36 protein-coding genes are annotated in these 25,982 nt (G+C 57.6%); 8 read left to right on the plus strand and 28 right to left on the minus strand.

The genetic code is table 11. From position 1 onward, the window contains the following. Nucleotides 1–4: 4 nt before the first annotated feature. From fliE to FTW19_RS15960, 6 genes are all read right to left on the minus strand, one after another. Nucleotides 5–304 (minus strand): flagellar hook-basal body complex protein FliE, encoded by a 300-nt coding sequence (gene fliE, locus FTW19_RS15935; RefSeq protein WP_147648544.1) that lies wholly within the window; start codon nt 302–304, stop codon nt 5–7. Nucleotides 305–313: 9 nt separating this feature from the next. Continuing rightward, a complete protein-coding gene (gene flgC / locus FTW19_RS15940) occupies nt 314–775 on the minus strand; it encodes a flagellar basal body rod protein FlgC (protein ID WP_147648545.1) in 462 nt (153 codons plus the stop codon). Next, nucleotides 772–1,128 (minus strand): flagellar basal body rod protein FlgB, encoded by a 357-nt coding sequence (gene flgB / locus FTW19_RS15945; protein ID WP_246153341.1) that lies wholly within the window; start codon nt 1,126–1,128, stop codon nt 772–774. Before flgB ends, flgC begins: the two co-directional genes overlap by 4 nt. Nucleotides 1,129–1,318: 190 nt before the next feature. After that, on the minus strand, nt 1,319–2,533 hold the full coding sequence (locus tag FTW19_RS15950) for a sigma-54-dependent transcriptional regulator (RefSeq protein WP_147648547.1): 1,215 nt from the start codon (nt 2,531–2,533) through the stop codon (nt 1,319–1,321). Continuing rightward, a complete protein-coding gene (locus tag FTW19_RS15955; protein WP_147648548.1) occupies nt 2,533–2,763 on the minus strand; it encodes a HAMP domain-containing histidine kinase in 231 nt (76 codons plus the stop codon). Before FTW19_RS15955 ends, FTW19_RS15950 begins: the two co-directional genes overlap by 1 nt. Nucleotides 2,764–2,768: 5 nt before the next feature. After that, nucleotides 2,769–3,530, minus strand: a complete 762-nt coding sequence (locus tag FTW19_RS15960; RefSeq protein WP_147648549.1) for a response regulator transcription factor — start codon at nt 3,528–3,530, stop codon at nt 2,769–2,771. Between the two features lie 245 nt (nt 3,531–3,775). Here FTW19_RS15960 and lexA point away from each other — a divergent pair, with 245 nt between their 5' ends. The 5 genes from lexA (at nt 3,776) to rfbC (ending at nt 8,329) form a co-directional block, all read left to right on the plus strand. Further along, nucleotides 3,776–4,378, plus strand: coding sequence for a transcriptional repressor LexA (lexA, locus tag FTW19_RS15965; protein ID WP_147648550.1), 603 nt, complete (start codon nt 3,776–3,778; stop codon nt 4,376–4,378). Nucleotides 4,379–4,610: 232 nt separating this feature from the next. Next, a complete protein-coding gene (locus FTW19_RS15970) occupies nt 4,611–5,819 on the plus strand; it encodes an efflux RND transporter periplasmic adaptor subunit (protein WP_147648551.1) in 1,209 nt (402 codons plus the stop codon). A 36-nt stretch (nt 5,820–5,855) separates the two neighbouring features. Further along, entirely contained in the window at nt 5,856–6,764 is a 909-nt protein-coding gene (locus FTW19_RS15975) for a DUF4097 family beta strand repeat-containing protein (RefSeq protein ID WP_147648552.1), read from the plus strand. A gap of 230 nt (nt 6,765–6,994) precedes the next feature. Then, the gene (locus FTW19_RS15980) at nt 6,995–7,684 is read left to right on the plus strand and encodes an HAD family hydrolase (RefSeq protein ID WP_147648553.1); all 690 of its coding nucleotides are present in this window, start codon (nt 6,995–6,997) and stop codon (nt 7,682–7,684) included. A 75-nt stretch (nt 7,685–7,759) separates the two neighbouring features. After that, a complete protein-coding gene (rfbC, locus tag FTW19_RS15985) occupies nt 7,760–8,329 on the plus strand; it encodes a dTDP-4-dehydrorhamnose 3,5-epimerase (RefSeq protein WP_147648554.1) in 570 nt (189 codons plus the stop codon). Between the two features lie 167 nt (nt 8,330–8,496). Here rfbC and rfbD read toward each other — a convergent pair whose 3' ends face one another. From rfbD to rfbB, 3 genes are read right to left on the minus strand one after another with little or no spacing between them, the layout of a single operon-like run. After that, nucleotides 8,497–9,390, minus strand: a complete 894-nt coding sequence (gene rfbD, locus FTW19_RS15990; protein WP_147648555.1) for a dTDP-4-dehydrorhamnose reductase — start codon at nt 9,388–9,390, stop codon at nt 8,497–8,499. Beyond that, entirely contained in the window at nt 9,390–10,265 is an 876-nt protein-coding gene (gene rfbA / locus FTW19_RS15995; RefSeq protein WP_147648556.1) for a glucose-1-phosphate thymidylyltransferase RfbA, read from the minus strand. Before rfbA ends, rfbD begins: the two co-directional genes overlap by 1 nt. Further along, nucleotides 10,266–11,354, minus strand: a complete 1,089-nt coding sequence (gene rfbB, locus FTW19_RS16000; RefSeq protein ID WP_147648557.1) for a dTDP-glucose 4,6-dehydratase — start codon at nt 11,352–11,354, stop codon at nt 10,266–10,268. It abuts the gene before it with no gap. A gap of 202 nt (nt 11,355–11,556) precedes the next feature. Here rfbB and murQ point away from each other — a divergent pair, with 202 nt between their 5' ends. The 3 genes from murQ to murA all read left to right on the plus strand — a co-directional run bounded on the left by murQ (nt 11,557) and on the right by murA (nt 14,241). Next, entirely contained in the window at nt 11,557–12,516 is a 960-nt protein-coding gene (murQ, locus tag FTW19_RS16005) for an N-acetylmuramic acid 6-phosphate etherase (RefSeq protein ID WP_147648558.1), read from the plus strand. 36 nt (nt 12,517–12,552) lie between these two features. Further along, entirely contained in the window at nt 12,553–12,804 is a 252-nt protein-coding gene (locus tag FTW19_RS16010) for a hypothetical protein (protein ID WP_147648559.1), read from the plus strand. Nucleotides 12,805–12,960: 156 nt separating this feature from the next. Further along, a complete protein-coding gene (gene murA / locus FTW19_RS16015; protein WP_147648560.1) occupies nt 12,961–14,241 on the plus strand; it encodes a UDP-N-acetylglucosamine 1-carboxyvinyltransferase in 1,281 nt (426 codons plus the stop codon). Nucleotides 14,242–14,332: 91 nt separating this feature from the next. On the opposite strand, the gene FTW19_RS16020 is transcribed toward murA, so the two are convergent. The 19 genes from FTW19_RS16020 to FTW19_RS16110 form a co-directional block, all read right to left on the minus strand. Further along, nucleotides 14,333–14,641, minus strand: coding sequence for a MoaD/ThiS family protein (locus tag FTW19_RS16020; RefSeq protein WP_246153342.1), 309 nt, complete (start codon nt 14,639–14,641; stop codon nt 14,333–14,335). After that, a complete protein-coding gene (locus FTW19_RS16025; RefSeq protein WP_147648561.1) occupies nt 14,638–15,753 on the minus strand; it encodes a WD40/YVTN/BNR-like repeat-containing protein in 1,116 nt (371 codons plus the stop codon). Before FTW19_RS16025 ends, FTW19_RS16020 begins: the two co-directional genes overlap by 4 nt. Nucleotides 15,754–15,907: 154 nt before the next feature. Next, nucleotides 15,908–16,381, minus strand: a complete 474-nt coding sequence (rplQ, locus tag FTW19_RS16030) for a 50S ribosomal protein L17 (RefSeq protein WP_147648562.1) — start codon at nt 16,379–16,381, stop codon at nt 15,908–15,910. Between the two features lie 126 nt (nt 16,382–16,507). Next, nucleotides 16,508–17,593 carry a DNA-directed RNA polymerase subunit alpha gene (locus tag FTW19_RS16035; RefSeq protein WP_147648563.1) on the minus strand — a complete coding sequence of 362 codons (1,086 nt, stop codon included), beginning with the start codon at nt 17,591–17,593 and terminating at the stop codon, nt 16,508–16,510. 129 nt (nt 17,594–17,722) lie between these two features. Then, nucleotides 17,723–18,352, minus strand: a complete 630-nt coding sequence (gene rpsD / locus FTW19_RS16040) for a 30S ribosomal protein S4 (RefSeq protein WP_147648564.1) — start codon at nt 18,350–18,352, stop codon at nt 17,723–17,725. Between the two features lie 120 nt (nt 18,353–18,472). After that, nucleotides 18,473–18,889 (minus strand): 30S ribosomal protein S11, encoded by a 417-nt coding sequence (gene rpsK / locus FTW19_RS16045; protein ID WP_147648565.1) that lies wholly within the window; start codon nt 18,887–18,889, stop codon nt 18,473–18,475. A 3-nt stretch (nt 18,890–18,892) separates the two neighbouring features. After that, complete coding sequence (rpsM, locus tag FTW19_RS16050) at nt 18,893–19,273, minus strand: 30S ribosomal protein S13 (protein ID WP_147648566.1); 381 nt, start codon at nt 19,271–19,273, stop codon at nt 18,893–18,895. Between the two features lie 156 nt (nt 19,274–19,429). Continuing rightward, a complete protein-coding gene (gene rpmJ / locus FTW19_RS16055; protein WP_013569699.1) occupies nt 19,430–19,543 on the minus strand; it encodes a 50S ribosomal protein L36 in 114 nt (37 codons plus the stop codon). Nucleotides 19,544–19,594: 51 nt separating this feature from the next. After that, entirely contained in the window at nt 19,595–19,813 is a 219-nt protein-coding gene (gene infA / locus FTW19_RS16060) for a translation initiation factor IF-1 (protein WP_147648567.1), read from the minus strand. Nucleotides 19,814–19,884: 71 nt separating this feature from the next. Further along, nucleotides 19,885–20,634: a type I methionyl aminopeptidase gene (gene map / locus FTW19_RS16065; RefSeq protein WP_147648568.1), complete on the minus strand. Its 750-nt coding sequence runs from the start codon at nt 20,632–20,634 to the stop codon at nt 19,885–19,887. 11 nt (nt 20,635–20,645) lie between these two features. Then, the gene (locus FTW19_RS16070; protein ID WP_147648569.1) at nt 20,646–21,356 is read right to left on the minus strand and encodes an adenylate kinase; all 711 of its coding nucleotides are present in this window, start codon (nt 21,354–21,356) and stop codon (nt 20,646–20,648) included. A 4-nt stretch (nt 21,357–21,360) separates the two neighbouring features. After that, nucleotides 21,361–22,758: a preprotein translocase subunit SecY gene (gene secY, locus FTW19_RS16075; RefSeq protein WP_147648570.1), complete on the minus strand. Its 1,398-nt coding sequence runs from the start codon at nt 22,756–22,758 to the stop codon at nt 21,361–21,363. A gap of 75 nt (nt 22,759–22,833) precedes the next feature. Next, nucleotides 22,834–23,277, minus strand: coding sequence for a 50S ribosomal protein L15 (rplO, locus tag FTW19_RS16080; RefSeq protein WP_147648571.1), 444 nt, complete (start codon nt 23,275–23,277; stop codon nt 22,834–22,836). Nucleotides 23,278–23,396: 119 nt separating this feature from the next. Then, nucleotides 23,397–23,579 (minus strand): 50S ribosomal protein L30, encoded by a 183-nt coding sequence (gene rpmD / locus FTW19_RS16085; protein WP_147648572.1) that lies wholly within the window; start codon nt 23,577–23,579, stop codon nt 23,397–23,399. A 3-nt stretch (nt 23,580–23,582) separates the two neighbouring features. Further along, nucleotides 23,583–24,092 carry a 30S ribosomal protein S5 gene (rpsE, locus tag FTW19_RS16090; RefSeq protein ID WP_147648573.1) on the minus strand — a complete coding sequence of 170 codons (510 nt, stop codon included), beginning with the start codon at nt 24,090–24,092 and terminating at the stop codon, nt 23,583–23,585. Nucleotides 24,093–24,135: 43 nt separating this feature from the next. Continuing rightward, nucleotides 24,136–24,501 carry a 50S ribosomal protein L18 gene (rplR, locus tag FTW19_RS16095; RefSeq protein ID WP_147648574.1) on the minus strand — a complete coding sequence of 122 codons (366 nt, stop codon included), beginning with the start codon at nt 24,499–24,501 and terminating at the stop codon, nt 24,136–24,138. A gap of 44 nt (nt 24,502–24,545) precedes the next feature. Continuing rightward, nucleotides 24,546–25,085 (minus strand): 50S ribosomal protein L6, encoded by a 540-nt coding sequence (gene rplF / locus FTW19_RS16100; protein ID WP_147648575.1) that lies wholly within the window; start codon nt 25,083–25,085, stop codon nt 24,546–24,548. Nucleotides 25,086–25,256: 171 nt separating this feature from the next. After that, nucleotides 25,257–25,655, minus strand: a complete 399-nt coding sequence (rpsH, locus tag FTW19_RS16105) for a 30S ribosomal protein S8 (RefSeq protein WP_147648576.1) — start codon at nt 25,653–25,655, stop codon at nt 25,257–25,259. A 136-nt stretch (nt 25,656–25,791) separates the two neighbouring features. Then, complete coding sequence (locus FTW19_RS16110) at nt 25,792–25,977, minus strand: type Z 30S ribosomal protein S14 (RefSeq protein ID WP_147648577.1); 186 nt, start codon at nt 25,975–25,977, stop codon at nt 25,792–25,794. Between the last annotated feature and the right edge of the window lie 5 nt (nt 25,978–25,982).

Raw genomic sequence — 25,982 nt, forward strand, 5'->3', positions numbered from 1 at the left:
TGTCTTAGAACTGCATCTGCATCATCTGCTGGTATGCAGCTACGGCTTTATTCCGTACCTGCAGAGCTAACTCGAAGGCCATGTCCGCTTTCTGGGTTGCAATCATCGCCTCGTGAATTTCGACACCGCTACCGTCCATCAAACCCTTTACAGCCGTCTGCGCCTGCTTGTCCAACGCAGTGGCATCATGCAGCGCACCCGCCAGAACATTGGCAAAAGGAGATTCCGCCTGCTCGGTCGAAGCTGGTGGCGTGACCACATTGCCGATTCCGGGAATTGTTCCTGTTAGCCGAATCGCGTCCATATCTGTCTCTTACTTCAAGATGTCCAGCGAGCTGGTGATCATGCTTTTCTCTGCCTGTACCGCCGATGCATTCATTCCGTAGCTGCGCTGCGCACTCATCAGTTCCACCATCTCGGTCAGCGGATCGATATCGGGATAGGCAACATATCCATTCGCATCGGCGTCCGGATGTCCCGGATCAAAGCGCATAATCGGCGCTTTGGCATCATCCTGCACTCCGGCAACTTCCACGCCTCCGGTCGCATTTGAGCTCACAGAGCCGCCATGCATTCCGAGATGCGACATAAAGGCAGCGCCGAACGTGCCATCCTGGCCGGCGGTCTGGAAGACCACCTGCTGCCTGCGGTACGGTCCTCCATCGGCGGTGCGGGTCGTCTCCGCATTGGCCATATTGCTGGCCGTTACTTCGGCGCGAACTCTCTCGGCCTGCAGCGCGGATGCGCTGACATCCATCACACCAAACAGATTCATGCCTTACCGTCCGCTTTGATCGCGTCCATGACGCGCGAATATTCCCGCTTCAGCAGTTCCACGCCGGTACGGAAAGCGAGCTGTGACTTTGCCAACTGCATGCCCTCGCGCTCAAGGGAGACATTGTTGCCGTCCGGCCGGGCCACCAGGCCATCAACATCCTGCGTGCCCGGAGTAAATGTGCCGCTTGCGGTGCCCTCCATGGCGTGCCGCATCTCATCTTCGAAACTGAAACCCTGAGTCCGGTAGCCGGGAGTGTCAGCATTGGCCATATTGCTGGCCGTTAGCTTCATCTGGGAGCTGGCCAGGTCCAGATACCGCGTCAACGCATCACTGATCGCACTGGTCTGCATCAGACATCCTCTCCCTCAAGCGTTTGAACTTATCGCCGATAGAGAGTGCAGGTTTGGCTCCATTCTTCAGGCAGACATCTAAGAAGCCTCTCAGCCTCAATCATTAGAGCGAAACAAGAAACCGGGCTTTCGCCCGGTCTTGGAAGGAAGTGCGCTCATAAGATTGACGTCTGGAACAGATGACAATGCCCTATGCCCGTTTGCGACGGAGGATCACTTCCGTCATTCCAATCTCCGGACGGTCTTCCGCCAGAATGGCCGCTCGCTCCAAAACGTGCCCTAATTCGCGGACATTTCCGGGCCAGTCGTATCCCTGGAAGGTCTCCAGGGCCGCCTGGGAGAGGCGTTTCTGCGGCATCGTTTCGCCAAGCTTATTGAGGATATGTGTCGCCAGCAGCGGGATGTCCTCTGCCCGCTCGCGCAATGCCGGAATGACCACAGGAAAAACTGCCAGCCGATGGTAGAGGTCCAGCCGGAAGGTCCGCTCCTGGCTCAGCCGTTCCAGATCGCGGTGGGTTGCAGCGATCACACGCACATCTACCCGAACGGTCTCGTTGTCGCCTACCCGCTGCAGTTCCCCGTTCTCCAGAAAGCGCAACATCTTGGCCTGCAATGGCAGCGGCATCTCACCAATTTCGTCCAGAAACAACGTGCCGCCATTCGCTGCCTCAATGCGGCCGGTGCGTGACTGCACTGCGCCGGTAAAGGCACCGCGGGTATGCCCGAACAGTTCGGCTTCCAACAGCGCCTCCGGAATGGCGGCGCAGTTCAAGGTCACAAATGGCTTCTGGGAGCGAGGGCTGAGCCGGTGGATCGCCCTTGAAACCACCTCTTTACCTGTCCCCGTCTCTCCTTCAATCAGGACGGTCGTATCGCGGGGCGCAACCAGACGAACCATGCGAGCCAGCTCGCGCATGCCCGAGCTATTACCGATCATTCCCGGCAACAAGGCCGCATCCACAGGAAGCTCAGAGGGAACAATCACGGGGACGGGCGCCGCAGGCTCTCGCTCGGGGACTACGGCCGCCGGTGCCGGCGTCTCCACCATATCTTCCTCTGCTGCCCGTAGGACATGCAGCAACTCATGCCGCCGTGGGCTTCTCGGTCCGTCTCCCACCGGTGCACCATCGGCACGCAGAATATCGACCGATGGAAATGCCTGACGTACCCAAGCGATAAATCCATCCACTTCCAGGTCCGGCAACCAGTTGTCGACAATAAGAGCTTCCGGAATATGCTGCTCCATGCTCGCCATCGCCTCTGCGCCGCCGGAAGCGGCCTCCACCTGCCAACGCAGGCCCTCAAGCGACGTAACCCATCGAAAACGCCGGTCTCCGTCTGCGCTGACAACAACGGCATGGCGAACGGATACCGATCCGTTCGCCACCCTAGTTTCAAATGGCATTATTTAAGGTCCCCTGGCCCGTCTTGCATCGCTTCTCGAAGCTGCTGCCGCATCCGCATTGCGATGCCATTCAAGCGTTCGCATTCCGTCAGACTGTCGGCTATGGCGCGACGCATGCCTTCCTCGTCGCCCTCCATCTCTGCCAACTCTAGACGGCACTGCAACGCCGTCAGCGGTTGGCACAGGTCATGCAGCATCACACTCAGTTCCTGCACCTGTTCACGATCCATAATTGTCACGCGTGTCGCAATATCCGTGTTGTACTACCGGCGGCTACGCTCTGTGAACCTGATTTTTCCGGAAGGCCACCGAGGAATGACATATTCCGTAACCGATAACCCTCGCCGCGAACCGTTTCAATCAACGCAGCGCCATCCGATACCCCTTGCACGGTCAGCTTCCGGCGCAGGTAGTTGATGTATACGTCCACAACATTGGTCCCAGTATGGGACGTTGTCCGCCAAACACCCTTCAGAAGCTGTGCACGGGAAACGGCCTTCCCCTTATGGAGCAGGAGGTACTCGAGCAGGGCATATTCCTTTGAGGTCAGCTCTACTTCCACGTCGGCCACGCGCACCTGACGGAGCATACGGTTCACTTCCAGGACACCGTACTTCAGAAGCTGATCGGGTACGTGCTTCTTCCGGCGCATCACAGCACGGCAGCGCGCTGTTAACTCATGGAAGCTGAATGGTTTGAGCAGATAATCGTCGGCTCCGAGATCCAGACAGCGCACCCGCTCTTCGACCTGAGTCCGCCCGGTCAGTACAAGTACGGAAGTGTGGGGCATCCTGCGGTGTACTTCCTCAAGCAGTTGAGCTCCATCCATTTTGGGCAAACTCAGATCCAGAACGACAAGCTCCGGATTCTCTTCCATTGCGTGATGGAGCGCGGCTTCTCCATCCTGTAACCACTCGACTTGATGACCTTCTTTTTCAAGTCCCCTCTTCAAGAGCATTCCAAGGGCTTTATCGTCTTCCACCAGCAGAATTCCCATTTGTTTCTCCAATTCACTGACTAACCTAGCGAAAAGCTAAAAGTTCCGACTCTTGCGTTCGTTCACGTCTTTGCAGATAAGACTTATGTACCTACCTTGATTCGTGCACAGGGGTAACCGCAAGCCTGCGTTACCAGGACTTTTTTGCCGCAGCCCCAAAACGGGAATCTAAAGAGGAATTTAGCGAGTTACTTCCTAACGTCTTCTCTGTTGCGATTCGCTTTTTATTCGCTAAAATGTCAGACATGGCAATTACCCGGCGGCAAAAGGACGTTCTCGACTTCCTCACCTCATTCACGCAGCGTTGCGGATATTCCCCTTCGTATGAGGAGATCGCCAGCGGCCTCGGCGTCAATTCGCTTGCCACCGTTCACAAGCACATCACGAACCTACAGAACAAAGGTTTGTTGCAGCGTGCACACAATCGCAGCCGTTCGATCGACGTTCTACCGGCACGTTCTTCCAAGAAAGGTACCGATCGCCTTCCACTGTTAGGCCGCATTGCCGCTGGACGGCCGGTGGAAGCAGTCGAGACGGCTGAAACCATCTCGCTCAGCGATATTCTTGGCAACCGGGAGGTCTTCGCTCTCGAGGTCCGTGGCGATTCCATGCGGGACGAACATATCGTCTCCGGCGACTATGTTCTGGTTGAGCGTACCCGCACCGCCCGGGAGGGCGAAATTGTCGTCGCTTTGGTGGACGGTACTGATGCCACCCTAAAGCGGTTTTACAGGGAAGGCAGCATGATTCGCCTACAACCTTCAAACTCCGAGATGGCGCCGATCTTCGCCCCGGCGGCCGCGGTAACGATCCAGGGTAAGGTCCTGGGCGTGCTACGAAAGTACTAGAGCATTTTTCCTGTTGCTGGGTATCCCGGGAGGAGCGTGCAGCGGCGTTTTCATTGCGGAAAACGAAAACGCCCGTAGATGCGGAAACCCTACACTACGCCTACAGGAAAAATGCTCTAACCCACCAGGCCGCCTAAGGGCGTGTCCTCTGTTACCTAACTTTCAGGGAACCAATCTCCTATTTCGCGCGTACTCCCTTCCGTAACCACCCCACCGGAGGATCAGGAGTATCATGGCCGCACCCCGCAAATCCAAGCGCAAACTGTATATCTGGGGCGGCATTGCCGTCGTCGTTCTGGCCGCGGGCCTTACGTTTGCCATCAAGGCCTCCGGCTCCAGTTCGAAGATTGATGCTTCCCAGTTGTCGAAGGTGGAACGCGGCGACATCGCTCGCTCTGTAGTTGCCACCGGTAAGGTTCAGCCCATCGTCAAAGTCGAGGTCAAATCCAAGGCCTCCGGCATCGTCACTAAGCTTTTTGCCGATATCAACCAGCCGGTCAAGATCGGCCAGCCTCTTGCCCAGCTCGACCAGCAGGAACTTCTCGATCAGGTTGCCGCCCAGAAGGCGCAACTGACCGCCGCAGAATCCAACGCTCGGGCCGCCGCCGCCGCAATCGAGTTCGACAAAGTGAATGCCCAGGCTCCTGATCTGCCCAACTTCAAAAACACTTACGAACGCGCTTTTGCGATGTCCAAGCAAGGAGTTGTCAGCCAGCAGGCGCTGGATGATGCGCAGCAGAAGTACGCTGCCGCCGCCAATGCGCGCGATAAAGCTCTTGCCCAGATCACCGTTGACACCGCCAAATTGCACCAGGCGGAGGCACAGGTTGCGCAGGCTCAGGCATCGCTCAAACAGCTTGAAGAGCAGCTCAGCTACACCAACATCGTCTCTCCGATCGACGGCATGATCCTCTCCCGGGATGTAGAGCTCGGCAATGCCGTCAGCTCCATTCTTGTGATGGGATCCACCGCCACCCTGGTCATGACCCTGGGCGATACAACCCAGGTCTACGTACAGGGCAAGGTCGATGAGAGCGATATCGGCAAGGTTTACCTGGGTCAGCCTGCTCGCATCCGCGTGGAAAGCTTCAAGGACAAAGTCTTCAACGGCAAGGTCACCAAGATCGCTCCGTTGGGTGTCGAGAAGGACAACGTTACGACCTTCGAAGTACGGGTATCGATCGACAATCCCGGCGGCGAGTTGAAGGCCAATATGACCGCAAACGCCGAGGTCATCCTCGAAGAGCACAAGAATGTGCTCACCGTTCCGGAGCAGGCTGTTATCTACGATAAGCAGCGTAACGCCAGCATCGAGATCCCGGACTCCAAGGCAGAGAAGGGCCGCCGGAAAGTCCCCGTAAAAGTAGGCATCTCCAACGGCACAAGGACCGAGCTTCTGAGCGGTCTCAACCAGAACGACCAGGTCATTCTGCAGCAGTAAACTGCGTTTTATCGTGAAACCATAGAGGGAACAACCATGAAGATCCTTCGTACTCTACTTACCGCAACCGCACTCGCAGCCGTCGCCGTACTCGCCACGGCTGAGGACTTTTCCCGTACCCTCACTGTCTCCGGGTCGACCAATGTCAGCGTCTCCACTGGTTCCGGATACGTCAAGGTTGTTCCCGGCTCGAATTCGGAGGTTCGGATCGTCGGCCACGTTCGCGCCGGCTCCGGAGGATGGTTTGCCGGTAATGCCGACGAGCGCATCCGCCAGATTGTCGCCAACCCGCCCATTGTTCAGTCGGGTTCCAGCGTTACGATCGGTCAGACTCAAGGCAATAACGATCTTTACCGTAATATCGTCATCGACTACGACATCAACGTTCCGACCGCGACAAATCTCCGGGCCAACTCCGGTTCCGGTTCCGTCATGATCGGCGGAATCATGGGAGCAGTTACCGCCAATACCGGTTCCGGTGACGTTCAAGTCTCAAATATTGGCTCAGATGCGAAGCTGGAAACCGGCTCAGGATCGATCCGCGCCGACGGAATTCATGGTTCAGCGACGCTTCAGACGGGCTCTGGTGACATTGAGCTTCGCCAGTCGGCCGCCGGCGACGTGCGTGCCCAAACGGGATCCGGCTCCCTCCGGATCCACGGTTTCAACGGAGGTCTGCGGGCTGGAACCGGATCTGGAGATATCGAAATTGACGGTACGCCGTCTTCCGACTGGAAACTCGAGACCGGATCAGGCTCGGTTCGGCTTACCGTGGGGAACGCCAAGTTTTCCCTTAACGCATCTACCGGATCCGGAACGGTGCGCGTAGCGCAGCCCATCCTGATGCAGGGTACGCTCAATCGCCACCATGTCCTTGGCGCCGTCAACGGCGGCGGACCTGTAATCAAAGCTGAGACCGGATCAGGAGACATCGAAATTCGCTAACAGGTTTAACTTCCTTACCGCGGCGGAGAGTGCAGACTCCGCCGCTCTTTTTTTAAGCCAGGCTAGAGCATTTTTCCTGTAGGTGTGTGCAGGACTTGTGCACCTATGGGCGTTTTTCGCAATGAAAACGCCGCTGCACTCCCCTTCCGGAATACCCAGCAACAGGAAAAATGCTCTAGGACGCCCTAGGCTTGCGCTGCACCTTCCATGCCTTGCACACTCTAGAGAGAATGGCTCTACCACCCCCCTCCCAGCTTCGTCTCCTCGTCTTCGATCTCGACGGAACCCTGATCGACTCCCGGCAGGATCTCACCAATTCCGTCAATGCAATGCTGAGTCACCTGGGGAAGCCGGCTCTGCCAGACGCTGTCATTACCACCTATATCGGCGACGGAGCATCCATGCTGGTACGCCGCGCGCTCGGCGACCCGGAGGGGGATCTACACGACGAAGAGTATGTCCAACAGGCCCTGACCTTCTTCCTGGACTACTATCGGGTACACAAGCTCGATTTCACCCTCGTCTACGACGGTGTGCTCCAATCACTTGAAGCCATCCGTATAGCTCATCCTCATCTGAAGATGGCCATACTTACGAACAAACCCGTCAATCCGTCCCGTGAAATTAGCCGTGCTTTGGGCCTGGAGCCATTTTTCTTCGAAAACTATGGAGGCAACAGCTTTCATACCAAGAAACCCGATCCATTGGGACTTGAGACACTCATGCATGAAGCTGCCGCCACACCCGGCCAAACCGTGATGATAGGGGACTCGGCCGTAGACATCCTTACTGCACAGAATGCCGGAGCATGGTCGATTGGGTGCACCTTTGGTCTGTCAGCCGACACACTGAAAACCGTAGCTCCCACCTGCCTCTGTAATTCGCCAAAACAGTGGGCATCTATCTTGGGACCGGCGTAAAAATCTCTGTTCTTCGTTCAAACTTCCATATAACCTAAATGAGACACTGAGTGAGATAATAGACGTTTATTTGTGATGCAGCTTATTGATACCCCTCTCAAAGACGTCAAGCGCGTCCTTCCCAAGGTCTTCGAAGACACGCGGGGCTGGTTCGCAGAAACATATTCACAGCGGACCTTCGCTCACGCGGGGTTGCCAAACAAGTTTGTCCAGGACAATCAGTCTTTCTCCCGGAAAGGTGTACTGCGCGGTCTCCACTATCAGCTCGGCAAACCGCAGGGCAAGCTCGTGCGCGCTCTTACGGGTCACATTTGGGACGTTGCCGTCGACCTTCGCCGCGACTCCCCTGACTTCGGTAAATGGGCCAGCTTCCACCTCAGCGAAGACCGCGTTGAATACCTCTGGATTCCCGAAGGCTTTGCCCATGGCTTCCTCGTGCTTTCAGAAAGCGCCCACATCCTTTACAAAACAACCGACTTCTATCTCCCCGCGGGAGAACGTTGCATCCGCTGGGATGACGCGACGCTGGCGATTGACTGGCCTCTCGATGAAGTAGACACCGTTTTGGTCTCCCCAAAGGACGAACATGGCATGAGCTTTCTACAGGCCGAACTCCCGCCCGTAGGGGAACCTGTACATCACTAAAGCATTTCCCTAGGTGTAGAGTAGGGCTTCCACATCGATGGGCGTTTTCCGCAATGAAAACGCCGCTGCACGCCCCTCCCGGAATACCCAGCAACAGGGAAATGCTCTAGAAATGGAAACATACCGGAAGACGGATTCTTTACAAGAACCCGTCTTCCGGTATGTTTTTAGATTTCCAGCATCGCTGCTCGCAGCGAGTCCTGCCAGGCCGGCATGGTAAATCCCAGCATCCGCTGTAACAGTTCACAATTTAAGCGAGAGTTGGTTGGCCTTCTGGCGGGCGTTGGATATTCCTCGGTTCTGATTGGTGTGAGCTTCGCCCAGGACTGCACTGGCTCCTTCTCCTGGGCCAGCGTCAGGAAGGCCCGCGCGAAATCAAACCATGTGGTCTCTCCGGCGTCACTGGCGTGGTAGATGCCGCCTAAGCGCCGAGCTTCGGCGAGGCAATCTCCCGCTGCTTCACAACGACGAATGGCGTGCATCGTAAGACGGGCGAGATCGCGCGCCCATGTGGGAGCTCCGTGCTGGTCAGCCACAATACGCAGCTCTTCTCTCTCCCGGGCAAACCGCAGGATAGTACGGACAAAATTTTTACCGGTGGAGTTGTAGACCCAACTCGTCCGGAAGATGAAATGCGCAGCTCCAGTTGCCGCAAGTGCACGTTCGCCTGCCAGTTTGCTGGCTCCGTAGACGCTCAACGGCCCCGTTGGATCCGTCTCGACATAGGCCGTGTTCCCTACCCCGGCAAAGACGTAGTCCGTCGAAAAGTGGATCACCACGGCATCGAGAGCAGCAGCCTCTTCTCCTAGAACCTGCGGCAACTCAGCATTGAGCCGAAATGCCATCTCCGGCTCCTGTTCTGCCTTATCCACGGCCGTATAGGCCGCCGGATTGATAATCCAGCGAGGCCGCAAGGAGCGAATATATCGCCTCACGGCATCCAGATCGCTCAGATCGAGCTCTGCTCGCCGCGGCGTGGCCATCGTTCCAAGCGGATTCAACATCGGCTCAAGCTCACTGCCGACTTGCCCGCTGGCTCCGGTTAAAAAAAACGGCCCCATCAGAAGATCCGTTCTTTCAGGATGCGATGAAGATAGTTGGCATAGCTGCTCTTACCGATCCTCTTCGCCAAGGCCCCGAGCTCTTCGCTGGAAATCCATCTCTTGCGGAATGCGATCTCTTCGGGACACGCTACCTTCAGGCCCTGCCGATGCTCGATGGCATGAATAAATGTCCCCGCCTCAAGCAAGGAATCGTGCGTTCCGGTATCAAGCCAGGCTGTCCCACGACCAAGGTTCTGTACCGCAAGCTCTCCACGTTCCAGGTACCACCGATTCACGTCTGTGATTTCCAGCTCACCGCGTTCCGAAGGCTTAATGGATTCGGCAACTCGAACGATCTGAGAGTCGTAAAAATAAACTCCCGTAACGGCATACGACGACTTTGGTTCCTTAGGCTTCTCTTCGAGAGAGATCGCATTTCCGGCGGCGTCAAACTCCACCACGCCATAGCGCTCTGGGTCAGAAACCCTGTATGCGAATACGGTTGCGCCATTCGTTTTCTGCGAGGCTGCCTGTAGTTTTTTGGGCAACTCGTGGCCGAAAAAGATGTTGTCACCAAGTACCAGGCAGCAGCCCTCACCGGCCAGAAAATCTCTTCCAATCAGAAAGGCCTGTGCCAAGCCATCAGGACTCTCCTGCACCGCATATTGAAACGACAGTCCCCATTGGCTGCCGTCTCCCAACAGTTGCTCAAATCGCGGCGTATCCTGCGGCGTCGAAATGATAAGAATTTCGCGGATATCAGATAACATCAGCACGGACAGCGGGTAGTAAATCATCGGCTTGTCGTACACAGGCAACAATTGTTTTGACACCGCCTGCGTCACCGGATACAGCCGCGTACCAGAACCTCCGGCCAGAATGATTCCTTTCATCTACAACTCCGCCTTCCGAAACCCATAGTTCTTTTCAATCCACTGCTTATAGACACCACTCGTGACGTTTTCGGTCCACGTTTTGTTAGCCAGATACCACTCCACCGTCTTCCGAAGACCCGTCTCAAAACTCTCAGCCGGTTTCCACCCCAGCTCCCGCTCGACTTTTCTGGCGTCAATGGCATACCGTCTGTCGTGCCCTGGGCGATCCGTCACAAAACGGATGAGCTGCCGATGAGGCCGGAAGGCAGATTTCGGCACGAGTTCGTCCAACAGTTCGCATAGGAACGTCACGACTTCCAGATTCGTTCGCTGGTTGCAGCCTCCGATGTTGTACGTCTCGCCCACTGTTCCATTTGCCAGAACCGTCCGAATAGCTGAGCAATGGTCCTTTACGTACAGCCAGTCCCGAACCTGCAAGCCATCACCATACACCGGCAGAGGTTTCCCCTCCAATGCGTGGGTAATCATCAGCGGAATCAGCTTTTCCGGGAAGTGATATGGCCCATAGTTATTGGAACAGTTGGTCATCAACGTCGGGAGACCGTAGGTGTGATGCCACGCTCTGACGAGGTGGTCACTCGCAGCCTTGCTCGCCGCATAGGGGGAGTTTGGCGCGTATGGCGTTTCTTCGTGGAAAGCCGGATCCTCCGTCTTCAGTGTCCCGAAAACTTCATCGGTAGACACATGATGGAATCGGAAGTTCTCTTTTTCCTCCCCTTCCAGGGTCCGGTAGAAGGCCAAAGCACCTCGTAACAGTTGGAAGGTCCCGTCGATATTGGTCTTTAGAAAAGCCTCCGGCCCGAGGATAGAGCGGTCAACATGGCTCTCGGCGGCGAAATGGACAATTGCCTGCGGGCGGTGACGCTCCAGCAGGTCGGCTACCAATTCCCCGTCACAGATATCCCCGTGGACGAAGGTATAGCGGGGATTGTTTTCCAGAGACGCCAGGGTTAGCGGGTTTCCGGCATACGTCAGCTTATCGAGATTGATGACAGGTGACGACTCCGTCTCAATCCAGTCCAGTACAAAATTGCTTCCTATAAAACCGGCGCCGCCGGTCACCAGAATCGGTTTGATTTCTGTCATGCTTAGTGCTTTTGGCCCTCTTCCTCAGCAGCCTGCCCGGCAAGCCACTTCCTCAATAATCTTTGGATTATCTCTAATATTCTACCTTCCCGGAGAGGGCGCATCACTTCCGTAACGGCCATCCACAACACACATCTGTCGCATCCAAGCAACTTAGGACTAGAATGGTTCCGCCTGTATCGATACCCTTATGCCAGCGCTCATGACCGAACCCCTTGCAGCTCCCGCCGCCAAATCCACAGAACGTGAGCAGTTCGACCTGCAGGCACTCGTCACGGAGCGGCCGAACGAAGCATCTGAAGGCTTTGACACTAAAAGTGCGCTTGAGATTGCCCGGATCATTAATCACGAGGATGCAAAGGTCCACCTGGCAGTCAAAAAAGCGCTTCCTGAGATCGCTCTGGTGATCGACCAGGTCGCCCGCGCCCTGCGCGATGGCGGCCGGCTAATCTACGTCGGCGCCGGCTCTTCGGGACGTATCGCTTCACTGGACTCCCAGGAGTGCCCCGCCACCTTCTCAACCCAGCCCCAGCAGATCCAGTATCTGATGTGCGGCGGCCCGAAGGCTCTTGCCTCTGCCGCTGACGTCAATGAAGATTCCCCGGAGATGGGTCAGCGCGACATTGCCAAGCGCCGCCCCACCAGAAAAGACATTGTGATTGGCGTCTCGGCCTCCGGCCACACGCCCTATGTCGTCGGCGCGGTAGACTATGCCCGCCAGCGGGGTGCCAGGACTGCTGCAGTGGTATGTAATCCCAATAGCCGTCTTGCCGAGGTCTCCGATATCTGTATCGTTGCCGACGTAGGCCCTGAGGTCATCTCCGGGTCGACCCGCATGAAAGCGGGCACAGCCCAGAAGATGATCCTGAATATGATCACTACAGGCGCGATGACTCGCCTTGGCTACGTGTACGAGAACCTGATGGTGAACGTCCACATGAAGAATGCCAAGCTCGTCGAGCGCGGTATCAACGTGTTGCAGCGGGTCACCGGCGTCGACCGTGAAACCGCCATCCGCGCCATCAAGTCCGCCGGCAAATCCATCCCCATCGCTGTCGTTATGCTGAAGGCTGGTGTCGACAAGATGGAGGCGGTTCGCCGCCTTTCCAAGTCGGATGGCAATGTCCGCCTGGCGATTGAAGACTCCCGCCTTGAACTGTAGGTTTTGATTTCAAAGGACGACGTCAGACTAGCCTCAATGAAGAATCCCGCTCTTCGCGGTCAACGCATTCGTGTTACCCTCTCGCTCGCCGCAACGCTGAGCGCGGTTCTGATCTGCCTTCTGGAGCACCATTTCACCCTCTCGCCATTCCATCCGGAGACCTACCCCGCGATGCTCCCGCACAAATGCGGCAAGCTGTTTCTCGTTTGCCTTTCCTGGTTCAGCATTGAGCTATTCCGTATCGCAAAGATGTTTGCTACCAGAGCATTTCATCACGCTGATATCTAGAGCATTTTCCTGTTGTTGGGTATCCCGGAAGGGTGCGCATAACACCTACAGGAAAAATGCTCTAAGCCCTGAACCAGCCGAAGCACTCCCTTCCACAACGTAACTCCGTAGAATCAAAGAGGCGTTTACTGATTCGTTAAGGTATCTCGTTGGCTCATGGACAAGTTTGTTATTCGCGGCGGTAATCCGCTCCTCGGCACCATCAAAGTCTCCGGAGCCAAGAACTCCGCTCTCCCCTGCATGGCCGCCGCCATCCTTACCGAGGATGAGATCATCCTCGAAAATATCCCCCAGGTTCGCGATATCGAAACCGAGCGGAAGCTGCTGGAGTCCATGGGCGCCAGCGTAGAGCTCGGGTATGGCCGGGCTCAGCACCGCACCAGCATCCAGTGTGCAAATCTCTCCGATCCGGTCGCCAAGTACGAGATCGTTAAGACCATGCGCGCCAGCTCACTGGTGCTCGGCCCACTCATTGCCCGGACCGGTATGGCGCGTGTCGCTATGCCCGGAGGATGCGCCATTGGCGGCCGCCCTATCGACCTTCATCTGGCCGCACTGGAGAAGATGGGCGCCACCATCACTTACGATCACGGCTATATTGAGGCCCGTACGCAACGCCTGAAGGGCGCACATATCGTCTTCGACAAGATCACGGTTACGGGTACCGAGGACATCCTGATGGCCGCTGTTATGGCCGAAGGCGAGACCATACTCGAAAACTGTGCCCGCGAGCCGGAAGTCACCGATCTGGCAGCACTGCTCACGGCCATGGGCGCCCAGATTGAAGGCGCAGGATCATCCACCATCAAAGTAAAGGGTGTCGACAAGCTCCACGGAGCTCGTCACCGCATCAATCCTGACCGCATCGAAGCCGGTACCTTCCTGATTGCCGGCGCCATCACCGGTGGCGACCTGAACGTTGACTCCTGCAACCCGGAGCATCTTGGCGCTGTCATCGGCAAGCTGGAGTCCGCCGGAGCACGCATTGATGTAGGCCGCGAGAGCGTTCGAGTCCGCAGTGAAGGTCACCTGAAGCCAGTCGACATCTCGACGGAAGAGTACCCGGGATTCCCGACCGATATGCAGGCGCAGTACATGGCGCTTGCAACGCAGTGCGATGGCACCAGCATCGTTACCGAAAACATCTTCGAGAACCGCTTCATGCACGTTCAGGAACTGAATCGCATGGGCGCCAATATCCGCACCGAGGGACGTGTGGCTACCATCGTGGGCAAGACTCCGATGCAGGCCGCAGCCGTCATGTGCTCTGACCTGCGTGCTTCAGCTTCTCTGGTGCTTGCGGCTCTGGTTGCAGACGGAGAGACGATTCTGGACCGCGTCTATCACATGGACCGCGGCTACGAACGCATTGAAGAAAAGCTTCGCGGTGTCGGCGCCCAGATTCGTCGCATGGGCGACGTCTTCGGCAAGCGCTAACGTCTCACCAGGGTGTACCTGCTGAATTAATCACAGAACTGGGTATCCCACGCATTGCACCGCAATGCGTGGGATATTCGATAGAACCTAGTTACCCGCCGGCGATCGCTCCTATCACCAGCAGCGCTTCTTTGCCGTTCACGATCTCTGCCGGCAATACGGCATCCATGCCGATATGAGACCAGTCCTCCTCGCAGACAAAGAAGCGGAGCCATGCTCTCCTTTGCTTCGTCTCGTGTTCGCGGATAGTGCCTTCCAACGCGGGGTAATCGCGCTCCAGCACCTCCAGAACGGCAGCGATGGTCACTGGAGCAGTATCCACCGCTACTGTCACTTCATGGCCGACACCTGCGAGCCTGCAGAGATGGGCCGGCAGTTCTACCCGCACCTTTGCACTCACGGCAGCGTCTGGACCTCCACGGAAAGCACCGCAGGCAGATCCCGCACAATTGCCTGCCAGTTCTCGCCACCATCGGGAGACGCGTATACCTGTCCTCCGGTTGTGCCGAAGTAAATGCCGCACTCCTCCATGCGGTCGACCGACATGGCATCGCGCAGAACGTTCACGTAGCAGTCCTTCTGCGGAAGCCCCCGGCTCAACGGCTCCCACTCATTCCCTCCGGTCTTGCTGCGGAAAACTCTCAACTGTCCTTCCATGGGGAAATGCTCGGAGTCGCTCTTGATGGGCACCACGAAGATCGTCTCAGGCTCGTGCGCATGCACGTCGATCACGAACCCAAAATCTGTCGGCAGGTTGCCGCTTACTTTTGACCAGTTCTCTCCGGCGTCATCGGTCCGCATCACATCCCAGTGCTTCTGCATAAACAGGGTCTTTGGCTTGGATGGATGCATGGCAATGTGATGCACGCAGTGGCCGACCTCAGCCGTTGGATTAGGGATGTACTTCGAGTGGAGTCCTTTGTTGATAGGCTTCCAACTGCCGCCGCCATCATCGGTACGAAACGCGCCTGCTGCCGAGATCGCAATGAACATCCGCTGCTCGTCGGTGGGATCGATCACAATCGAATGCAGGCACATGCCGCCGGCGCCCGGCTGCCAGTCTTTGCCTGTGCCATGCTTCCGGAGCCCCGGCAATTCATTCCATGTACCGCCGCCATCGGTGGTCTTGAACATGGCGGCATCTTCTACCCCTGCGAAGACTGTATCCGCGCAGCTCAGAGAAGGCTCGAGATGCCAGACACGCTTAAACTCCCATGGATGCGGCGTACCGTCGTACCACTGGTGTGTCCCGGCTTCTCCCTCATAGAGAAACTTATTGCCGACAACATTCCAGGTCTTCCCACCGTCGTCGGAACGTTGCAGCACCTGACCAGACCAGCCCGAGCTCTGTGACGCCCAGATGCGGTTAGGATCTACCGGCGAGCCCTTCATGTGATAGATCTCCCAGCCGGCGAAGAACGGGCCTTCCACGGTCCAGTCCTGACGCTTCCCGTCTGAAGTCAGCACAAAACCGCCTTTTCGTGTTCCGACCAGTAGACGTACTGTGCTCATGCTCTTAATCCTCCGGGCAGGAGGGTATCAGGATTGGGCTGTTCGCGGAAACCGTGCTCGCTATCTACTGAAAATCTCGTGCGTCGCAAAAAAGATTGGCAGAAACGAAAAAGCGCGCCCGAAGGCGCGCTTTCGTTGTTGCAAGTCCTATTGCTTAGGCAGCGTTCTCGCCACCTTCAGCCTGCTGCTGCTCCTCAAGCTGCTTCTGCAGCTCTTCGCGCTTCTTGGCCTTGGCAGCTTCGCGCTTCTCGCGCTTCTCGCCGAGCTCAGCCTCAGCACCCAACAGCTCGATGAACGCCTTCTCGCCACCGTCTCCCTTGCGGAAGCCGGTCTTGGTGATGCGGAGATAGCCGCCATTGCGATCGCCGTAGCGCGGAGCCACGGTGGCGAACAGGCGGTCAACAGCCTGAGGCGTCTGCAGGAAGGCAGCAGCCTGGCGGCGGGCATGCACGTCACCGCGCTTGCCCAGCGTGATCATCTTCTCAACGAGGGGGCGGACAGCCTTGGCCTTGATGGCCGTGGTCTCTACGCGATCCTCAAGAATCACGGACGTCGTCAGGTTCCGCAGCAGGGCGCGGCGGTGGCTGGTGTTGCGTCCGAGTTTGAATCCTCCATTACGGTGGCGCATATCAATTCTCTCTCTTCGAAGTTGTCAGTTCTCAGTTGCCGATGCTCTGACAACCTCGGAAATCTGGGTGTTACCGGACGCTTTCCGCCAGTTGCCCTGTAGAAGAGCACCTGGCGGGTAATCGTCTTAGAAGTTCTCAGTCTCGCTGCCCGGCAGCGAGAAGTCGTCGTCGTCCTCATCGTCGAACGAGCCATAGCTCGCAGCGAGCGTGGCAGCCGGAAGCACGGAGGTCGGTCCGGGAACGGGGTTGCCGTTCTCGTCGATCTTCATACCCAGCGAGAGGCCCATCTGAGCGAGAATCTCCTTGATCTCGTTCAGCGACTTGCGGCCGAAGTTCTTGGTCTTCAGCATCTCGGCTTCCGTCTTCTGGATCAGTTCGCCGATGGTCTGGATACCCGCGTTCTTCAGGCAGTTGTAGCTACGGACGGAGAGCTCAAGCTCTTCGACCGAGCGGTTCAGATTCTCGTTACGGATAGCAGGGCCGTCCGCGCTGCCGTCCAGACCGGTCTCCAGCTCTTCCTCAAAGTTGATGAAGATGGTCAGGTGGTCCTTCAGCAGCTTGGCAGCCAGGCCTACGGCGTCAGCCGGAAGCACGGTGCCGTTGGTCCAGACTTCGAGAGTCAGGCGGTCGTAGTCGGTGATCTGACCCAGACGAGCCGCGTCCACCGAGTAGTTCACCTTGCGGACCGGGGAGTGAATCGAGTCAACCGGGATAAAGCCAAGACCGAGATCGGAATCGAAGTTCTTGTCAGCAGAGACATAGCCACGGCCACGCTTCAGACGCATCTCCATGTCGAGCTTTCCGCCCTCGGAGACCGTCGCGATGTAGACATCCTTGTCCAGGATCTCGACGTCGCCATCCGCTTCGATCATGCCGGAGGTAACAACGCCCGGCTGGTCCACATGCAGGTACAGAGCCTTCGGTCCATCACCGTTGAGCTTGAACGGGATCTGCTTCAGGTTCAGGATGATGTCCGTCGCGTCCTCAACCACACCAGTGATCGATTGGAACTCGTGCAGCACGCCCTCAATGCGAACAGCGGTCACAGCCGCACCCTCGATCGACGAGAGCAGCGTGCGGCGCAGTGCATTGCCAATGGTCGTACCGAAGCCACGCTCAAAAGGCTGCGCGCTGAACTTTCCGTACTTCTCTGTCAGTGTCTCGCTGTCAACAGCAAGACGCTTAGGCTTTTGGAAACCTCTCCAAAGCATGTATCTATCCTTTCTTCCGGCTACCGTCCGCGAAGCATTCTGCGGTCCAGGCGGGTGTTACACGGTTGAGTATTCAGTTGTGGGGTCAGTCAAAGGGCTACGCGGCTATGCCGCGCAGCCCTTCAACCATTACTTCGAGTAAAGTTCGACGATCAGCTGTTCGTTGACCGGGATCTGGATATCCTCGCGCTTCGGCAGAGCAATCACCTTGCCCGAGAAGTTGTCGCGGTTGATCTCCAGCCACGCGGCCTGAGTCTGACCGGAGGCAAAATCCTTAGCAGTCTCGAGCAGAACCAGCTTCTTGGCGTTCTCGCGGATCTCAACCACATCGCCCACCTTTACCTGGTAGGAGGGGATGTTCACCTTGCGGCCGTTGACGGTCACATGGCCGTGACGAACGACCTGGCGGGCCTGACGACGGGAGATCGCGAAGCCGAGGCGGTAAGCCACGTTGTCCAGACGGGTCTCGAGCTGCTGCAGCAACAGGTCGCCGGTAACGCCGGTCTTACGGCTGGCCTTCTCGTAGTACTCACGGAACTGGCCTTCGAGCGTGAAGTAGATACGCTTTGCCTTCTGCTTTTCGCGGAGCTGCAGACCGTAGCCAACGATCTTGGCCTTACGGTCACGGCCGTGCTGGCCGGGGGCAAAGTTACGCTTCTCGATCGGGCACTTGTCGGAGAAGCACTTGGGTCCTTTGAGGAAGAGTTTCATTCCGTCGCGGCGGCAAAGGCGGCAAACGGGTCCAGTGTAACGAGCCATTTCTATCAGTCTCCTAAGACTTCAGGTGTCGATCGCTTTACACGCTGCTCGAGCGCTTCAATCGCGATCCGTAAACAAGGTTGTACGGTGCCGGACCTTCTGGATCCGGCACCGCAGAAGTTATACGCGGCGGCGCTTCGGCGGACGGCAGCCGTTGTGCGGAATCGGCGTGACGTCACGGATGCTGCGGACCTCGAGGCCAGCGGCAGCCAGTGCACGTACGGCAGACTCGCGACCCGAACCGGGGCCGGCGACGCGAACATCGACCGAGCGGAGACCATGATCGCGAGCCATGTTGGCGGCGTTCACAGCGGCCTGCTGCGCGGCAAACGGGGTTCCCTTACGCGAACCACGGAAGCCCAGCGAGCCCGAGCTCTTCCAGCTAAGCGTGTTGCCCTGCTGGTCGGTAATGGTGACGATGGTGTTGTTGAACGAAGCCTGAATGTGGACCAGACCATACGGCACATTCTTGCGTTCGCGCTTCTTGAACTTCTTATTCTTACCGGCTTTGCCGGCTGCGCTCTGCTGTTTTGCCATGGCTTACTTGGTCGCTTTCTTCTTGCCGGCAACCGTGCCCTTGCGGGGGCCCTTACGGGTGCGAGCGTTGGTGTGGGTACGCTGACCGCGAACCGGCAGGTTGCGGCGGTGGCGGATACCACGGTAGGACTGGATTTCCATCAGACGCTTGATGTTCAGCGAAACTTCCTTGCGGAGATCGCCTTCGACCGGGGAGCCCTGCTCAATGGTCTGACGGATGCGGTTCAGCTCGTCTTCGCTCAGATCCTTCAGCTTGCGGAACGGATCGATGTCCGCAGCCTTCAGGATGGTCAGCGAGCGAGAGTCACCGATGCCGAAGATGTAGGTAAGCGAGATCCGCACCTGTTTGTTCGGTGGAAGATCTACGCCAGCAATACGTGCCATCTGGTTTCCTTCTCTTGGTTGCTTCCGGACGACTTCGTCCTCAGAAGCGGTTAGGGCAGCTTGTTCCCGGGGTTCATCGCACGCCTTGACTTCGGCGAACTCGCCCCATACATGGGAGTGCTACAGGTTGATTGCCTTGCGGCAGACGCTCTGGGCTTAGCCCTGGCGCTGCTTGTGCTTGGCGTTTTCGCAGATCACGCGCACCACACCACGGCGGTGAACGATCTTGCACTTGTCGCAAATCTTCTTAACTGATGCACGAACCTTCATTACTTCCCTCAGTTCTGTTTCTCAGCCACCGTTCCCGGCAACTGTCTTCTGCTACTTGTACCGGTAAACAATGCGCCCGCGGGTCAGATCGTACGGGCTCAGTTCCACCGCTACGCGGTCGCCTGGGAGGATGCGGATGAAGTTCTTGCGCATGCGACCCGAGACGTGGGCCAGCACCTGGTGCTTATTCTCCAGCTCGACCTTGAACATGGCATTCGGCAGCGTCTCAAGGACCACTGCCATTACTTCAATCGCGTCTTCCTTCGACAAACCGTCTCCTTTGCAACTACTGTCAGAGCCTAACTCTGACCTGCCTGGGCTCTACAAGCCCCAAAACCTTCTTACCGCGTTAGCACCAGGGGGCCATTTTCTGTGATGGCTACCGTGTGCTCAAAATGCGCGCTCAGGCTGCCGTCGACGGTTACTGCGGTCCAACCGTCTTTCAGCACCTTCACTTCATGGGTCCCGGCGTTGATCATCGGTTCAATCGCCAGAACCATTCCGGCCCGCAGCCTGGTTCCCTTGCCGCGCTTGCCGTAGTTCGGAACCTGCGGCTCTTCGTGCATGTTTCTGCCGATGCCGTGTCCCACAAAATCCCGTACGACGCCGTATCCCGACGCCTCACACATCTCCTGCACAGCAGCGCCGATATCGCCCAGCGTTGCCCCGACCTGAGCCTCCTGGATTGCCTGCTCCAGAGAAGCCTTGGTCACATCCAACAGCTTCCGGGCGGCCGGCGAAAGCTTCCCTACCGGGTAGGTCTCAGCCGCATCGGAGTAATACCCTTCGAGGATCACGCCGCAGTCGACGCTGACGATATCGCCATCCTTCAGCACCGTCTTTGCAGACGGCATTCCGTGCACGACTTCCTCGTTCACCGACGTACACAGGCACCACGGATAATCGTGGTACCCCTTGAAGGCTGGCTTAGCGCCGAGCTCGGCGATCTTCGCTTCCGCCACACGCTCCAGATCCATCGTGGTAGCGCCCGGCTTCACCGCCTGACGGATCGCTTCATGTACCTGGCGAAGGATAATCCCCGCCTGCCGCATCTTTTCGATCTCCTGCGGCGTTTTGATCATGATGGCCATTGTCGATCCGCTTACTGCCCTTCGTTCCCTCTTAGCCGCATCAACGCAGCCACAATCTTTTCAGTAACCACCTCAACTGGATGATCACCGTCTACTGCTTCAAATCGTCCGAGAGCGCGGTAGTGCTCGATCACCGGTGCCGTCTGCGCGTCAAACACCCGCATGCGTTCGGCGAACTTCTCTTCCGTGTCGTCTGCCCGCTGTTCGAGAGCCGCACCTTCCTTATCGCACTTCCCTTCCACCTTCGGTGGATTGAAATGAACGTTATAGATGGTTTGACATACCGGGCAAGTCCTTCTGCCCGTAATGCGGCCCAGTAGTTGAGTATACCCAACTTCGATACTCACGGCAACGACGGGGAGCCCCGAGGGGTTCGTTCCCAGGTGCCCATCCAGCCATTCCGCCTGGGGCAGGGTCCGTGGGAAACCGTCCAGCAAATACCCCCGCGCGGTGTCCGGCTGTTCCAGCCGCTCGGCCACCATCTGGTTGACCAGGTCATCCGGCACCAGATGGCCGGCGGAGACGAGCTTCTGGAACTCTTTCCCCACCTCCGAACCACCCTTAATGTTGGCTCGGATAATGTCGCCGGTTGAAATCTGGGGAACACCCCAGGCCTGCATCAGAATTTGGGCCTGGGTTCCCTTACCGACTCCTGGCGCACCTAACAGCAGAACCGGCCCGGAGATGAACTCCGGCTGTCCCGGAGAGGTTACGCATTCCATCCCGTTACCAGCTCCGGCGTCCGCGGATGCGGCCACTCTTCGGCGTAAAGCCGTCGTAGTGACGCATGATCAATTGCGACTCGATCTGGTTCACCGTGTCCATCGCCACACCCACCACGATCAGCAGCGAGGTTCCACCGAAGTAGAACTGTACGCCCATACCGTTAGTGACCCAGGTCGGCAGCTTATCGAACAGGGTACCAACCAGCCACAGGTGATTCAGGTGGATACCTGAAATCAGGAACTGCGGAATGATGGTGATGATGATCAGATATAGCGCGCCGACCAGCGTAATACGGGTCAGGATGTCATTCAGATAGTCGCTTGTGCGGCGACCCGGACGGATACCGGGAATAAAACCACCGTACTTCCGCATGTTGTCAGCGATGTCATCCGGACGGAAGACGATCGAGATGTAGAAGTAGGCAAAGAAGATAATCGCCGCGAAGAACAGGATCTCGTACCACGGTTCGCCCGGCTTCAGACCTTCGGTCAGAATACGCAGGAACTTGGTGTTCTGCACCCACGCGGCATTCGCGAAGAGCAACGGAGCCGAAAGGATCGAGCTGGCGAAGATGACCGGCATTACGCCGCCGGAGTTTACCTTCAGCGGCAGGTGAGTCGACTGTCCGCCCATCAGACGGCGTCCTACAATACGCTTCGCATACTGCACCGGGATGCGACGCTCAGAGCGCTCAACCCAGACAATAAACGCGACCACAGCGATCATACCGGCGACAAGGATCAACAGTGCGATCGGAGTGAAGGCTCCCCAGGCACGGGTCGTTGCCTTCTCCCACAGATCCTGGATACCGCGCGGCAGGCCGACAACGATACCCGTAAAGATCAGCAGCGACATGCCGTTGCCGATACCGCGATCGGTAATCTGCTCGCCCAGCCACATGATGAAGGCAGTCCCGGTAGTCAGCGTCAACACCGCCATCGCGATAAACGACCACTTGCCGATGGTCACCATCGGAGCTCCGGTCTGCGTGCTGGTCAGTGTCAGGCCGATAAAGAACGACTGCACGATCGCCAGCAGAACCGTGAGGTAGCGGGTCCACTGTGTGATCTTGCGACGGCCGATTTCACCTTCCTTCTGCAGTTTGGCCAACGGCTCATAAATAACCGTCAGCAACTGGAAGATGATGGAGGCGGTGATATACGGCATGATGCCCAGCGCAAAGATCGTCAGCTTGCGCAGGTTGCCGCCGGAAAACAGGTCAACCAGACCCAGCGCGGAACCCGAATTCTGCTGGAAGTACTGCTGCAGCAGATCGGCATTGATACCCGGCGTCGGGATATGTGCACCCAGGCGATAGACCGCCAACAGGCCAAGCGTAAACAGAACACGCTTGCGCAGGTCGGGGATACGGAAGATGTTGAGGAACTTATCCAGCATCTGAGAGTGAGGCCTCGAGAACTTCGGGTGAAACGAAGAGAACAAGGCCCGGCGCCATGGCCGGGCCCCTAACCATTAGCCGAGAACGACAGCCTTACCGCCGGCCTTCTCAATCTTCTCCTGAGCAGCCTTGGAGAACTTATGAGCATGCACGGTAACAGCAGTGGTGATCTCGCCATTTGCCAGAACCTTCACCAGCGCGTTCTTCTTCGCCACACCCAGAGCCTGCAGCTTCTCGATCGTCAGCTCGCTCTCGTTCAGAGAAGCGATCGTGTCCAGACCCAGAACCGTGTACTCGGTACGGAAGATGTTGGTGAAGCCGCGCTTCGGAAGACGACGGTGCAGCGGCATCTGGCCGCCCTCAAAACCGCGCATCGTGCGCGAGCCAGAGCGCGAACCCTGGCCCTTGTGGCCACGGGTCGAGGTCTTACCCATACCCGAGCCCATACCGCGGCCGATACGCTTCTTGTTGCTGTTGGCGCCCTTCGGCGCACGGAGGTTCGAAAGATTCTTTGCCATTATTTCCTCGCTCAACGCCGGTGAAGAGTGTTCCCTCCTCCCGACTCGCATATGTTTGTGGGCGATGTACTGATTCTACATCGCCCATGGTTTGCGCGTGAAACGCGCTTTAGTCTGAACTACTCTTCGACGATACGGACCAGGTGCGGAATCGCCTTCACCATGCCGCGGATCGAGGGGGTGTCCTCACGCTCCACGATCTGGTTCAGGCGCGTAAAGCCCAGGCCCTTAACCACCAGCTTGTGCTTCACCGGCGTGGCGATCTTGGAACGGTAGTACTGGATCTTGATGGTCTTTGCCATAATTTAGAGCTCCTCAACAGCCTTGCCACGAAGGGCGGCCACTTCCTGCTTGTCACGCAGCTGCGTCAGGGCAGCAAACGTCGCCTTGATCACGTTGTGCGGATTGGCGGTACCGAGCGACTTGGTCAGGACATTCTGCACACCGGCCGAGGTCATAACCGCACGCACCGCGCCACCGGCGATAACGCCCGTACCTTCGGGAGCCGGCTTCAGCAGCACCTGGCCCGAACCGAAACGGCCCAGCACCTGGTGAGGAATCGTCGTCTCGGTCAGGTTCACCTTTACGAGGTTCTTCTTAGCCGACTCGATTCCCTTACGGATCGCCTGCGGAACTTCCTTCGCCTTGCCCGAGCCGAAGCCAACCACGCCCTCGGCGGGATCGCCCACAACCACCAGCGCGGCGAAGGACATGTTCTTACCACCCTTGACGACCTTGGTCACGCGGTTGATCGCGACGACCTGGTCCTTCAGGTTCAGCTTATTGGCATCAATCTTCTTCTTCAGAGTTGCCATTGTTTTCCTTCAATTCCTTCCGGGCACATGAGCCCTAAATCGTTTAGAACTCGAGTCCCGCTTCACGAGCGGCATCGGCAAGGGCCTTGATGCGTCCGTGATAGAGGTAACCACCACGGTCGAAGACCACCTTCTTGACGCCCTTCTCCTGGGCGCGCTCGGCGATCAGCTTGCCGACTGCCTTGGCCGCCTCAATATTGCCGCCGGTCTTCTTCGCATCGCCCTTCTTGGCTACAGTCGATGCCGAAGCGATCGTCACACCATTGGAATCGTCAATGAGCTGGGTGTAGATGTGGTCCAGCGAGCGGTACACGTTCAGGCGCGGACGCTCGGTCGTACCCGAAAGCTTCTCACGGATACGGGTGTGGACCCGCTGGCGGATTACATTGCGCTGTCTCTGTTGAATCATCGTCTCTCTCCTAATAGCGGAGGCGCCCTGCGCCCCCGTTCGGTTTACTTAGCGCCGGTCTTACCGACCTTCTTCTTCAGCTTCTCGCCCGAGTAACGGACGCCCTTGTTCTTGTACGGATCCGGCTTACGCAGAGAGCGCATATCCGCCGCTACCTGACCAACCTTCTGCCGGTCGATACCGGTGACCGTCAGGTGCGTCTGCTTCGGATCGATAGTCACGTCGATGCCCGTAGGCAACGGGAACTCGATCGGATGCGAGTACCCCAGCGTGAACACCACTACTCCCTTGCCTTTCATCTCAGCGCGGTAACCGATGCCGACAATGTCCAGCTCCTTCGTCCAGCCCTTGGTGACGCCCTCAACGGCGTTGAACACCAGAGCGCGCGCCAGACCGTGAATGGCAGCCTGGGAATCGTTCTCCCGCTCGGCCAGAAGGTGACCGTCCTTCTCCACCAGCTTGATGCCGGTCGGGAGAAGCGCATTGACCGTTCCCTTGGGGCCGGTCACTTCGACAACATTGCCGTTCACCTTATACTTCACGCTCGAGGCGAGAGCGATCGGCTTCTTTCCAATACGTGACATTGACTCAATCCTTTATTGGCTTGCGAGTCCCTAGTGGCTCAACACCACTCGTTCCACTGCAGCCGGGCAGCTCATCACTACCGCTTTCCTTACCTCCGGTGCAACGCACCGGCCTGAAGCTTCAACTCAGGCACGACCGGCGCGAAGCGCCCTCCCGCCGTGCGCGCAGCACTACCAGACGTTGCAGAGGAGTTCGCCGCCGACGCCTTCCTTGCGCGCCTGGCGACCGGTCATCAGACCCTTCGGGGTGGTGATGATCGAGATCCCCAAACCTCCCTGAACACGGCGGATCTCGTCGCGGCCGACATACACGCGGCAACCGGGACGGGACACGCGCTCCAGGTTCTGGATAGCAGCCTCATTATTCGCGCCGTACTTCAGATACACACGCAGAACAGTTCTGCCCTCTTCGTCAGAGGTCTTGTAGTTGGCGATGTAGCCTTCTTCCTTCAGAATGCGGGCAATCTCTGCCTTCAGCTTTGAAGCGGGAACATCCAGCTTCTGGTGGCGAGCGCGGATCGCATTGCGGATACGTGTCAGGAAGTCTGCTACCGGATCAGTCAGGTTCATCGTTTCTCCTTCATCCCCCGTTCGCTCCCGGTCTTCATACCAGGAGAACCAGCGGAGATGTTATAGCGGCTGCGGCTGTAGCGCCGACCGCCGAATTTCGTTACGCGCTCATAAGAGCGCAGTCAGTACGCCGGCGTTACCAGCTCGACTTGACGACGCCTGGGATCTCACCCTTCAGCGCCAGAGCACGGAAGCACAGACGGCAGATGCCGAATTTGCGCAGGAACGCACGCGGGCGTCCGCACAGCTTGCAGCGGTTGTGCTTGCGGCACTTGAACTTGGGCTTACGAGCGTCTTTTACAGCCTTTGCAGTCGTTGACATAGTCT

The sequence above is a fragment of the Terriglobus albidus genome (genome assembly GCF_008000815.1).
In the GTDB taxonomy this organism is placed as follows: domain Bacteria; phylum Acidobacteriota; class Terriglobia; order Terriglobales; family Acidobacteriaceae; genus Terriglobus; species Terriglobus albidus_A.